This window comes from Paraflavitalea devenefica (genome assembly GCF_011759375.1).
Taxonomy (GTDB): Bacteria; Bacteroidota; Bacteroidia; order Chitinophagales; family Chitinophagaceae; genus Paraflavitalea; species Paraflavitalea devenefica.
On record NZ_JAARML010000005.1, the window covers coordinates 374,372 to 388,100 of the forward strand.

At 49.5% G+C, this 13,729-nt stretch carries 4 protein-coding genes; 1 reads left to right on the forward strand and 3 read right to left on the reverse strand.

What is annotated here, in order from left to right:
• Positions 1-20: 20 nt before the first annotated feature.
• Positions 21-1,637 (reverse strand): hypothetical protein, encoded by a 1,617-nt coding sequence (locus tag HB364_RS26315; RefSeq protein WP_167291404.1) that lies wholly within the window; start codon positions 1,635-1,637, stop codon positions 21-23.
• A gap of 205 nt (positions 1,638-1,842) precedes the next feature.
• Between HB364_RS26315 and HB364_RS26320 the strand changes: the two genes are divergently transcribed.
• The gene (locus HB364_RS26320) at positions 1,843-6,933 is read left to right on the forward strand and encodes a PKD domain-containing protein (protein ID WP_167291405.1); all 5,091 of its coding nucleotides are present in this window, start codon (positions 1,843-1,845) and stop codon (positions 6,931-6,933) included.
• A 4-nt stretch (positions 6,934-6,937) separates the two neighbouring features.
• Here HB364_RS26320 and HB364_RS26325 read toward each other — a convergent pair whose 3' ends face one another.
• Together HB364_RS26325 and HB364_RS26330 are read right to left on the reverse strand one after the other, a co-directional pair.
• On the reverse strand, positions 6,938-9,076 hold the full coding sequence (locus HB364_RS26325; protein WP_167291406.1) for a fibronectin type III domain-containing protein: 2,139 nt from the start codon (positions 9,074-9,076) through the stop codon (positions 6,938-6,940).
• A gap of 25 nt (positions 9,077-9,101) precedes the next feature.
• The gene (locus HB364_RS26330; protein ID WP_167291407.1) at positions 9,102-13,709 is read right to left on the reverse strand and encodes a hypothetical protein; all 4,608 of its coding nucleotides are present in this window, start codon (positions 13,707-13,709) and stop codon (positions 9,102-9,104) included.
• Positions 13,710-13,729: the final 20 nt, after the last annotated feature.

Below are 13,729 nucleotides of genomic sequence, written 5' to 3' on the forward strand. Positions count from 1 at the left end.
AAAGTTGTTTTGGTTAAGGGTTATTTTCCGATCCACGCTTTCAATATAGCCGGCTCACTGCCTGGCTCCGTAACGTGTATATAGTATAAGCCTGATGGCAAACCACGGGCACTGATGTTAAACCGGGTGGCGGTGGAGCTCATGGTGGCCGCTTTCCGGAAGTTGCCATACATATCATATACTTTTATATCCACTGATCTTTTTTCGAACAATTGCAGGCTTTTGCCAAGACGAGGCTCCGGAGGCGGAGGCGGGCAGGACGGTTTCAGCAAGGTGATATCTGAACCTGCCGGATTAACACTTATCGTATAAGTGGGCGCTTTCCTGGCTATAGCTATACCACCTGAAGATCCATCGTATACTGATTGTCCGCAAGGACCATTATATATTATTTGATAGTAGATAACCTGGTTCGGGGAGAGTGTCCAGGAGCGGCTGAGCCCGGTGCCAAGGTAAGCGCCATTCCGGTACCAATTGTAATGGTATCCACTGGTGCCCGACAGCGGATACACAGTGGCTGTATAGGTGACATTGCCTGTGCAGGGGGCGGGCGATGACCTGTTATGCGATACCGGAATGTAGGGGATGCCAAAAGTGATGGCCTTGGTATAGGTAGAAGTAACGCCGTTCTTGACGACTGTTGCCGTAAGCGTAGCAGCAGCCGGAGCGCCGGCGATAGGCGTAACGGCCACCATTCTGCTAACCGGTGTAAGCGTAGCCACGCCAACGGGTGAAATGCTCCAGGTTACCTGCGCTTCGCCTTTAAGATCGTTCAGCCGGTAGAGCTGACGGCTGTTATCACAAATAGAAGGAGCACCACTGATGTAAGGCGATGTAACCGGGGAGCTGCAATCCGGTGTTACGGATGGAGGCGTGAAGGTAGTGGGGCAGTCGGAACAGGAAGTAAACACAATCTTTGTATACTGCTTATGGCAGTTAAGGTCTATCGATACAATCCTGTAAAACCCATGATTAACAGGACTATAATCATAAAACTCATAGCTGCTGCCATTGGGGTTGTTTGTAGCAGTTACCTGTCCTATTTTGTAATAGGTAACGCCGTCACTGCTTTTTTCAACACTGAAATAACCCATGTCTGTTTCCATATAGGTAGTCCAATTCAATTTTACCCGCTTGGGATTGTCCAGCGAATTTCCGGTGAATGGTCCGAAGGTGACGGGAAACGCAATGTATTCACAGTCGTTCAGCTCATTATCAAAAAAGTTAAGCTTCAAAAACTCTTCTCCGCTTTGTTTCTTAATGATCATGCTCAGGGCGCCGGTCTGTAATTCATTGTCGATCAAACTTCCGTTACAGAGCGGGCTGCCAAACGTAAAGGCAAGACCGGGGCCTGCCGAAGCACTGGGTATGATGGTATTGAGGGCCGACGTTTTTGAGACATTGACCGGCTGGTCTACAAAAAAGATACAATCTGCGCGCCCGCTTGCAATGATGGTCAACAGGTAATCGCCATTTACAAAATCATTGTAAACGCTCGACGTAACCCCCAATCCTATGGACGAGGAGTTATTGTAAATATGCATAGGGCAAAAGGGCTGGGCCTGTGTTGCTGAGGGTTTAATAAGCAACAATAGGAGAAGCATGGCAATCATACTTCTGATAAAGGTTTTTTTCATGATGATAAGAAAAGTTTTGGTTAACAATATAAAAAGATAGGATCGACAGTGGGGACGGTAGAATAGGGAATTAAGATATAAAAAAGTATTGGAATTTAGTTCGAATAAAGTATATTTTCGTGTAGCTGTTATTTTTAGTGACTGCTATTCAGGAACAGTGTTAATTAATTCTTATCCCTGGATATTTTGCCGCCAAACTAACTGTATGCCGAAACCTTATACCTATGCACTACTATTGATAGTGATACCATCAATAGTTTTTTCCCAGGATTTCTCGAATAAAGGGAGAGACTTTTGGGTAGGTTATGGCAATCACGTTAAAATGACTGCTGTTAATCAGGCCAATGCGCAGGAGATGGTGCTCTACATCACTTCTTCCCAAAATGCCAATTTTAAGATTGAAATACCAGGTACAGGCTGGTCCTGGTCGGGCAGTGTGATGGCCAATGCGGTAATTACCAGCCCGCCGATCCCCAAGTCGGGCCCGCATGATGCACGGTTGGTCAATGAAGGGCTGTATAAACGTGGCATCCATATTACCAGCGACAGGGCGGTAGTAGCTTATGCGCATATTTATAACCAAAATGTTTCGGGCGCCACCTTACTTTTCCCTACCAATATATTAGGCATTGATTATTACTCGGTCAATTATACGCAACGGTCAAATGAGCCGGGTTCCTATTCTTTCTTTTATGTAGTGGCTACTGAAGATGATACGCAGGTGGAGATCATTCCTTCCAAAACCACCCGCGGCGGCAGGGCTGCCGGGGCGCCTTTCCTGGTGACACTGATGAAGGGGGAGATCTATAATGTCCTTGCTGATGAAGACCTTACCGGCTCGAAGATACGGTCGGTAAGCGGCGGTACTACGGGGTGTAAGAAGATCGCTGTCTTTTCCGGATCGGGTAAGATCTTTATTGCCTGCAGCAACAACCAGAACAGCGCGGATAACCTTATGCAACAGGCTTTTCCTGCGGCTGCATGGGGTAAAAAATACCTTACGGGGCCCACGCAGGGCATGCCCAATAATTTTTACCGCATTGCTGTCAGTGACCCGGCCACGCAAGTGACTGTCAACGGCATACCGCTCACAGGGCTGCAGGGCAATTTCTATTATGAGTATACTTCCGGCACCCCCGATATTATAGAAGCCTCACAACCTGTAATGGTGGCACAGTATATGACCACCCAGCAGGAGTGTGGCAATAACCTGATCGGCATGAATGGTGATCCTGAAATGATCTATGTAAGCCCGGTGGAACAAACGATCAGCAATATCACCCTTAATTCTACCCCCAATTACCAGATCTCCTCCCATTTTATCAATGTGATTATCAGATCCGGTTCGGTGAATAGCTTCAGGCTGGATGGCGCAGGACAGGCAGCGCAGTTTACACCACACCCGGTTGATCCTGCTTATTCCATTGCCCGCTTACCTGTTACGGGTGGGCCGCACCGGTTAAGCGCCGACACCGGGTTTAGCGCTATCGCCTATGGTTATGGCAATCTTGAATCCTATGGTTATAACGCAGGGGCCAATGTGATTGATTTATATCAATACCTCACCGTCACCAACAGCAACGCCAGTACCCATTCGCCGGCAGCCTGCAGCCAGCTTCCCTTTTCCATTGCCCTCACGCTGCCTTACCAACCTGCCCGGCTGGTATGGGATATACCCCTGAACCCTACAGTAACAGACAATGCGCCTGCTTACTCCCAAACTTTCACCAGGAATGGCAAACAGTTGTATGTATATAACCTGTCCGGTAGTTATGTTTATAATTCACCGGGCGTCTACTCCCTGAAGGTCACTGTTGATAATCCAACAGGGCAGGGATGCTCAGGGCAACAGGAGATAGAATATGATTTTGAAGTGTACGATAAACCTGTGGCCAATTTCAATGCTGTCAACCCCTGCTCGGAAACGGCTGCCGGCTTTGTGGATGTGTCGAACCTGGATGACCGGACTGCCACGAAGTGGTTCTGGGATTTTGGGGATAATACGATTGATTCGGTTCAGCATCCTAATCACATTTACCCGTTGCCCGGTAACTATAATGTACGTATGGCTGTCATGAGCGATATCGGGTGTGTGTCGGATACGGTAACAAAGACAATACTCATCAAACAAGCGCCGGTAGCCCGGTTTGGCGCCTCCGGGAATTATTGTACCGGTGACCGCATCCTTATTGCTGACTCTTCTCTTTTGTACAATGCACTGCCCTTAAAAGAATGGCGCTGGGATTTTGGCGATGGCACGCCGGCCATAACGCATGTTACAGCGCCCGCGCCTTTCACACATGTTTATACAACCCCGGGTACTTATACGGTAAAGCTCACGGTAAGATCGATAGAAGATTGTTACAGCGTAGCTTTTGAACAGGTGGTCATTATTCATGCGCTGCCAACTGCCGGCTTTCTCCTGCCGGCCAGGGTTTGTTTGCCCGATGGCGCGGCCACCTTTACAGACCAGTCAACCAATCCATCCACGGCAGGCGCCCTTTCGTATAAATGGTATTTTGATGATCCCCATGCCAGTCCCGGTAATCCTGATTCGGCCATGGTGCAACATCCTGTTCATATTTTCTCAGCACAGGGTTCTTATGCTATCCGGCTGCTGGTGACTACGCCGGAAGGATGTAAAGGTGAAGCAATGCAGGTATTTTCATCTGTGTATGCGCAGGCCGCTGCAGACTTTACCATTACCAAAACTGATAGCTGCGCCGGCGCCGGCATTCATTTTACCGATCAGTCGGACGGCCGGGGAAGGAATATCACGGGGGCGCACTGGGATTTTGGCGATGGCAATACAGGTAATCTTTTGCAAGCGGACCATATTTTTACCATTGCCGATACTTTTGAAGTAGCGCATTTTATTGTTACTGCAGAGGGATGTCACAGCGATACCGTGAGCCGGCCCGTTATTATCCATGCATTGCCGGTAGCCGGGTTCACCCCTGTACAGCCATCTTGTGCAGGCAGGGCTGTGCAGTTTGCTGATGCCTCGACGATCTCCGGCGATGCCCTGGTAAAATGGACCTGGGATTTTGGCGATCATACCGCGCCGGTGGTTACTGCAGGTGCAGCTACTTATACCTATGCGCAGACTGGCGATTACCCGGTGACCCTGCAGGTGGAAACAGATAAAGGCTGCAAGAGCGCTATTTTTTCGGCGATGGTACCGGTCCATCCCATTCCTGCCGTTCAGTTCCAATTGCCGGAGGCCTGCCTGCTGGACCCCTTTGCGGGTTTTACCGATCAGAGTACCATTGCTGATCATTCAGAAGCGCAATTTGTGTATGCCTGGCACTTTGGCGATCCTACTGCGCCTGGCAATACCAATTTTTCTGCTGCCCAACATGGACAGCACCGGTATACGGCTGCCGGTAATTACCCCGTTCGCCTGAGGGTTACTTCAAAGGATGGTTGCGCAGACAGTGTTACACAAAATTTTGTATTGAATGGCGCTACACCGGTAGCTGATTTTATCATAGAACAGGGTAGTAGTGCCTGCAATGACAGCACCATTCGTATCGTGAATCATTCATCGGTGGATTTTGGAATGATCACGCGGCTGGAGATCTGCTGGGATGTGGCCAATACACCTGCGCAGGTAGTAACGGATGAAACGCCGGTGCCGGGCAAGGTATATGAATACGTTTACCCTGCGCTGGTGGGTGTGGCCAGTGAAGTAAAGCAAGTGAGGATGCGGGCTTGGTCGGGAAGCCTGTGTGTACACGAGGTAATAAAGACGTTTACCTTGCATGCCACGCCCCGGCTTGAATTCCTGCCGGTGCCCGGTCAATGTGTGGATGGGGCTCCACTGTTTATTACACAGGCGCGGGAGGTCAATGGCTTACCAGGCACAGGCACTTTCAGCGGTCCGGGCATCAATGCTGCCCATCAATTCGACCCCGCTTTAGCGGGAACGGGTATTCATACGCTGCGATACAGTTTTATTGCTGACGGTGGTTGCCGGAGTGAAAAAGAACAAACCGTTACGGTATGGGCATTGCCACAAGCTTCTTTTACGGTACCAGGTTCCACCTGCGAGGAAGGACCTGTTGAGTTCAGGGCAGTGGGAAGCGCTGCCGGGCAAACGATCACTGAGTGGACCTGGGATTTTGGTGATCAGTCGCCCGTAGTGACTACCAATATTACTCCGGCGTCACATACCTTTGCCGCCGCCGGCCAATACCCGGTGTCCTTGCGTGCAGTGACCGACCGCGGCTGCAGGAGTACTGTAGTGACTGCGCAGCTTGTCATTGATCCACTGCCGGTGGTCGATTTCCGTATACCTGTTATTTGCCTGCCATTGGGAAAAAGCACATTTACCGATCTTTCTTCATTGCCCGGCAGTACAGCGCCTGTATTTAGTTATCACTGGAATTTTGGTGATCCGGCTTCCGGGACTGCCAATTATTCCAACCAACAACACCCCACCCATTTTTACCAGGGCCTGGGCCCTTATACCGTGCAATTAACGGTGACCTCTGAAAAAGGTTGTGCAGCTTCGGCCGGCCGGCAGGTGACCGACATCGTGAACAGTCCGGTGGCCGGTTTCGATTCTCCGGCAGAAGCCTGTACCGGCAGCCTGCTGTTGTTCAAAGATAAAAGCAGGGATGCCGCCTGGCCCATTATTGCCTGGAACTGGCAGGTGAACCACGTTGCGCTGAACAAGCAGGATATTGATTATGCTTTTGCCGGCGAAGGAACGCAATTGATAGCGCTTACTGTAACCAATAGTAAAGGATGCAGCAGCGAGCCGGTGACCAGGCAGGTAACTATTTATGGTTATCCCCGGGTAGAGGCAGGTCCGGATCTTACTATCCTGGAAGGAGAAAGCGCTATGATAAATGCCCGGGCGCAGGGCAGCAGCCTGCATTACCGGTGGACGCCATCGTTCTATTTGACGAATGATACTTTGCTGACACCGGTTATAAAACCCACCCATGATATAACTTACCGGCTTACGGTAACCGGCAAAGCCGGCTGTACAGCATATGATGAGGTGAAGGTAACGGTGCGGAAACTTCCGGTAGTGCCCAATACCTTCACACCGAATGGTGATGGGATCAATGATGTATGGCATATCGAATACCTGGAAAGTTACCCGGGCAACACAGTAGAAATATATAACAGGTACGGGCAACTCGTATTCCGGTCGGCGGGCTATCACCAACCCTGGGATGGAAAACAAAATGGCCAACCCTTACCCATTGGTACTTATTATTACATCATTGATCCAAAAGAAGGTCGTAAAAAGATGACAGGTTCTGTTACCATTTTACGATAAGCCCTTAATATTTTACTACAATATCTTTGCTGACGGGCGATTTGGCGCCGCCATTAAAAACAGCCTGTATTTTATAGATATAAGTGTTGTTGATGGTTAGCTCTTTGTCTTCAAAATTGCCCGGATTTTCATTTAATGTCTGGTAAATAGTGGCAGGCTCGCCCTGTTTGTTGCGATAAATGATCATTTTACGGATACCTGTTTCGGGATATTTCCATTGAAGGGCAATGAGGCGTTTTTCTCTTTCTGCTTTGGCTGTTACCTGGTCAATGGGTTTCCTGATGCCGGTTTCATAAAATACTTCTCCGGATAGGGCTTTGGCTATATTGCCGGTGCTGTCGTGTGCTTCAAGTCGATAAATATATACCTCCCCGTTGTGCAGGCCCTGACGGTCTGTGAATTCAGATGGTTCTTTGCCCGCAGTCCATTCCGCCAGTTTTGTTGAACTATCAGAAGATCTGGGCTGGCGATAAAGCACCTGTTTGGCCAGGTCATCGGCATGGCCTGAAATGAAGGCGAGGCGGATGGTGGTATCCACTCTCCTGATCTGTCCAAATACAGGAGGCGCAGGCGGAATGGTATCCGGCCTTTTCAATGCAAGCGCGGCTGAATAAGCGGAAGCGTTGAAGTTCTGATCAATGGCTATTACTTTGTAATATACTTTTGAAGTAAGGGTGTTGATGTTCACCGTATCCTTAAAAGCTGGCCTGGCCAGGATATTCCTGGTTACTTCTACAAATTCTTCCTGCTGGTTGTTGGAACGGAATACCCGGTAGCCCAACAGGTCTTCTTCCTTATTACTGGTCCATTTTATACGTACGATGCCCAATGAATCAATGGTCCCTGCCAGGTCTGAAGGCAGTACCGGCGGCACGCTGTCTATCAACAACGCGAGGTGTGAAAAAGACAAGGAGATGTCGTCATTGGCCAAAACGGTTTTTACACGGTAATAATTACTGCGTCCCGGAGACGGATCGGTAAAAGTGAAAACATCTTTGGGCAGCAAAGTAGCATTCAGTTCCTTGTAGGGGCCTTCATCTTTTGAAGCCCGCAGCACATAAAAACCCTTTATCGCCTGGTTCATGGGATTATCAAGGTGCCAGCTCAACCGCACTTTTTCGTTCCTGAGCACGGTGGTGCTGTCCACAATGGTGAGCGTGGTCATTTCCTCCTTGCCCTTGCCGGCAAATATATTGGAAGGAGGCCCGGTTACACCAAAGGGTGTGATACCCCTGATGCGGTAATAGTATTGCCGGGTATTATCGGCCAGGGAGTCGACATAATAAGCGTATTCCTGGTTTTTCTTTTCGGAAGTAGTGATCAATGGTTCGGAAGAAATGTTTTTAAAATGCTGACCATCTTCCGACTTTTCAATGATATAAGCTGAGTAAACGCCCTCATGCAGGAATACCGACCATTTGAGGATAGCGGACTTATCGGAGAAGGTGCCATTCAGATCGCTGATAATATTGGCTTTGAAGTTTTCTTTTGCATCTATTACAATAATGCCCGGCTCGTAATTGAAGTTAGGAATAGCTTTCCCCAGCTTTATGCGATAGATATAGCGGTTGCCTGGTTTTACATCTGTATCAGTAAAGGAAAGGGCGGCTGCTTTGGCCGATACCGGGGAGATATCGCAGATTAATAAAGAGAAGCCAAACCTGTTGTCCAGTTCCTGGCTTTTGTGCAGGATACCGGTACCTCCTTTAATGGAAGTTTCCAGTTTGAACTCATCGCCATAGATCGCCTCTTTAACAATAGCGGCACGGTCATCTGTCAATTCGATGGAGTCGAACCGGGCTTTGCTGGCCGGCATTAAGGGGGTAGGAGTGAGCAGCTTTCGTTTCCTGGCAGTGGCCGGCACCATCGTACTGTCTTCTTTCAGTACAAACCTTTCCAGTATATAGCCATACTTATTGCCCATTTGCCATAGAAAGGGAGTAGAGGGAGCCCACCTTAGTTCAATGGTGTCGCCTCTTCCATCAGCTAGCATCCGGATACCCTGTATATTTTGTGGGGCCGGGGCCTTGGATTGTTCCGGTGCTTTTGGCTTTTCCGGAGCCTTGACTGTTGGATTTACCTGCGCCTGTACCATCGTAATCATTCCGCTGATCAGTACAAAACCTGTTATCCATTTTTTCATAACGTGCGGCATTTTACTTTAAAGTTTATTGTCCGAGTTGCAGGTTGAGTTGTTTAGTAGTAATGGGCCAGGGGTTACCGGGCATGTGATAGTTCACTTTAATACCATAGGTGCCCGGAACGAGATCGTTAAATCCCCATGACAGCAGACGTTCTGCACCGAGCGGTATATCTGTAACGCCTTCGGCCAGGTAGATGACAGCAGCCTTGTTTCTCAATTCCTGGAAGTCTTTGGCACAATACCACGACAGGTAATAAGCAAACATCACATCGTCGTCTTTGGCAGGTGCATAGCCGGCGCTTACCTGCTCATTGGTAAGCATATAGCCATTGGGATTAAGGTTGTTGTGCAGCTTCACGGCTTTCATGGGCGCATACTGGCCATTTTCATCGTAATCGCCCAGCAAGGTAGGATCGCGCCAGGTGATGTTTACATTGTAGTTGAATTGTCCATAATATTCATACATCATCGGGTGCATGTACCAGTTGATCCATGTGTTGTTCGTGGCGCCCAGCCTGATGAGGGGCTCATCATTGTTGCCTCTTCCAAAGAGTTCCACTTCATCGAAACTTTCCACCGTGGAGAAGCGTTTGCCAATGGCTGTCACATTTCCTGATATTACATTCACTGCATTCTGCGCATTGGTCAGTGCGTCGAGCTTATCATTGAGCGTATTAAACATACTGCTGCGGAAGTTGATACGGTAGATGATGAGCTCGTTATTTACGCTCAGCGTATTGGCTATGCGGCTAGCCATCATGGTGCTTCCCTCCGGGTTAGGGTCATAGGCTGTTGTGTTGGCGGCATTGAGGGCGTCCATTTCCGCCTGGTTATCCATCGAAAAGCCCTGGTTCATTTCCTGCAGCGTATTGGTGGCTTCGGATACATATACATTCTCCTCCTTTATATAGAGGCTGTCCTGTATGCCTGTACCGGTTACGGTGCCTACCGGTACTTTCACGAGGGAAAGTTCATAAATGCTGTTATTGGAGATACCTGCCGGGAAACTGAAGACCGCCAGGTTGCCGGCATAACTTACATCTGACTCCAGTATTTGACCATACTGGCTTTTGAAGCGGGCTTTAACGCTCCATTGTCCAAACTGGTCGTTGGTAGCGAATACGTCGGGCTGTCCGGTCTTCAACTGTAAAAATCCATAGCTGTGCTGGTTCTTATAAAAATTGTATTGTCTTGAGATCGGGTAGCTATAAGCTATATTTTCAGCAGGCACTGAAGTGGGTGCATTGTTGGTCGTGAAAACTACTTCCCTTATCTCTTTGTCTTCTGTACCGGAACCGCCGGGGTTCACCCAGTTGCCGTTGATCTTTTCCTGCCATTTTACTTCCACCCTGAACCTGTAGGGAGTAGTACCGGCCAGGTTAATGGAAGTATTGAACACAACCGCATCATAGGTACTGTTGTATTGAACGTTGCCCGGCGCTGAGGAACCATCGGAAACCTTGGTAAGCGTAACAGATACCGGCGTGATCCTGTATATGTGCACGTTGCCGTCGTCTTCCACCAATGGCATTTCTGTATTGATAGGGGTATTGAAAACGGCAGTCGGCTTGGCAAATACGCTGACCAGCGTAGCCTGGTCGTCGGGCTTCATACTTTCGATCACTTTGATATTGTCAATTTCGCTGCCTCCGCTCACCGGTGCGCAATCCTGCCCGATGGTGAAGGTGAACCGTACAGAGCCCTTGATCAATCCGCCGAGGATACGGAAGCGGCCGCCCACTGCTCCTTTCATAAACGTGGGTTTAGGCAGGCGCGCCTGCAGGATGGCCGCGGCGCCTACATCAATAATGCTGAATTTCTTTTTGCGGATCTTGATGCCAATGCTTCCCTGCAGGTAAGCGTATACCTGGCCGGCTGCATACCAGCCATCAATGCCTGGTTTAAAAATGCTGCCACCGCAATTCACCTGTCCATTGTAGCGGGTGATCATGATATCAGCTCCTGCGCCTATCTGGAACCCGGCATAGAAGGGTCCCATCGTGAAATCGCCGTTTTTGGGGAAGCGGGCGGCAAAGTGAACGCCAAATCCAAAGCCATTGCCCGAGGCCATGGGGCCCCCGAAATCGGGCGGTGTCCAGTTGCCCCCAAGGATTTCCGATATCTGCGGTGGCGGTGGTGGCATGCGCTCGATCTTGGTGCCCATCATAAAGTAGGAGCGAACATTCACAATACCTATCAGGTCCATCCCCATCATTTGTGAGGGCCTGCCGATATACATATACCAGTCGCGTGGGTCTACGTGCACCACGGCTTCTCCCACCAGGCCGGCAGCATCGTGCATTCCCTTCATCACGCCCCCGATATTGACATAGGTCTTTATGCTGGCATGGAAAACCTTGTTGGGGTTATCATACAGCATATCAATGAAGCATTTTACCGGTGCTGAGCTTTGGGAAGCTACATCACCGGAAGATTCAAAATGCTTACGATCGCGGTTCATACCGGAGAAGAAATAAGCGCCTCCCTTGAACCAGATCTGGTTGATGCCGCCGTGGGTATTAAATTCAACGCCGAGCGTAGCATCGGCATTGATAACTTCTTCACGTTTAACTACCAGGGTTACACCCAGCATAATACCCAGCCCCACGTTGGGGTTGGGGGTAAACTTAAACTCATCAGCGGCTGTCCTGTTTGACAGGCCCGCACTATCGGTAGTAGGCGGTATATTGCTGCTGGTGAGGGCCGCGAAAGTTGCATGTGAATTCTGGTGGTCACGCTGCATGTGATAAGAAAGTCCGCCCAGAATACCGGTGAGGTCTATAGGCGTTACAATGGGGATCCTGACCGGCACATACAGGTTGGCCTGCCAGTAACGGTAATCCTGGCCATTCTCGTTTTTGCTGCCGAAGTAAACGTTGGCACGGGCGGGATTCTTCAGCGGTGGGAATTTGAGGCTGATATTGCCGCGGAACCCATCACCGTACAGGGGATCGTTGTTAAATATATTGAGGGTGCCGTCCAGTTCAAGCGATCCTATTTTGGCGGCTATGCTGACAGCGCTGAACTGCAGGCCATCATATACCCATTTGTGTTTTTTGTACTCCGTGCCATCGGGGGTTGTTTGTACTGTTTCTGTCATCTGGGCCATTACCTTCACGGAGGTTTTTGCACTAAAGCCTTTGTCTTCCGAGTTCATCAGGTTGAGGGCAATATCCGTTTTCAGAAAGGCCTTACCATTATCAATGCCGAAACCAATATTGCTTACAGAGATGGGGAACTTGGCCATGCGCGGCTGCGTGGCGCCGGGATTTGAATTGGTCAGGGCAAAAGTGCCGCGTATAATATAAGGACTGCTGGTACTTAGCTCCAGGTTCTGGAATTTCAGTTGGTCAACATTAATGATCGGCTGTGCAATCGTGATGGAACCATGAAGCAAAGCGCCGGCCGTAAACTTACCATTGTACTTTTTCACCATTACCTGCGAGCCGGAATCCAGTTTGAGTGTGCCGCCCCAGGCCATATTATACACATGGTTGGCATTGGTTTGTATAACGAAGCTGAAATTGAGCTCGCCATTCCGTTGCTCTATGGCCGCGGCATAACTCAGGGTGTCGTCTTTGAGGAAAGGCAGGTTCATGGTGCCTCCCAATGCCCCGCCCACCAGTCGGTTCTGCAGTATCTGCATGCCGATGGTATCCACAGAGAAAGCCCAGCCATCAATGGAGCCGGTATGAATATCAAACAAGTTGCGTATGCCCAGTAAACCGGAAAAGCCCATTTCGTCTATGACCACATGGTGGGCGGTAAACATAGCGCGTCCCTGGCTGGTGGAAATGCCTTTGGGCAGTTTTACTTTTAATTCCCGCAGGTAAAAGCCACGCCACAGGTTGGCATCGCCCCCGTAGTAAGAAGGATAATCGGTGGGGTAATAAAAATCGGTAGGGTTCGAAAGATCGCTAAGGTCTACCGTGGCATCTGTTACTGAAAAAGCCATATCACCCAGTCCTGCAATCTTGAAAGGGGAAATGCTGGTATTGATAAGGAAGTTTAAACCACGTTGTCCCACTACCTGAAAAGTAGCTCTTACATTGGCAGCGCCCGGGTCCATATCGAGGTCGGGCTCAATCATGCTTTTGTCGAAGATGAATTCACCTTTGAGGCTGATACTCTGGAAGCCATTACAATCCCATTCGATGTAATTATTGCCATCGGCCAGCAGGCGGAGCTTTACCTTTTCATTGATCTCGATGATTCTTTCCGAGACCAGCATCAGGCGGGTGGCGGAGGATACACCAATTCCTCCGTTGGGCTTGAAGGAAACGTTTTTGGCGGCGAAGGCAAGGAAATCGTCGTCGGCCGTATTGGGTAGCTTCACCGCCGCATAGGCGCTGAAGAAGCCGCCCTGGGGCGTAATACGCGCACTGTCTACCGCGATGATGAAAGACTTGCCATCAATTTCCTTTACGATACCGATGGGTAGGGTGGAAAGCTGACTGGGATCAAGCTGCGATACCAGCAGGCCATTGTTTTTTACATAGTCCACTTTTTGCTTCACACGGGTTTCCTGCTCTCCGGGACCATCAACGGCCATAGCGGTACTCCAGCACATCAGCAGCCATAAAACCGGCCACAGGGTTTTGACCGGGCGAAAGGATAAGGTTGTCTTTTTCATCAAGCGGTTATTTGGTGTGG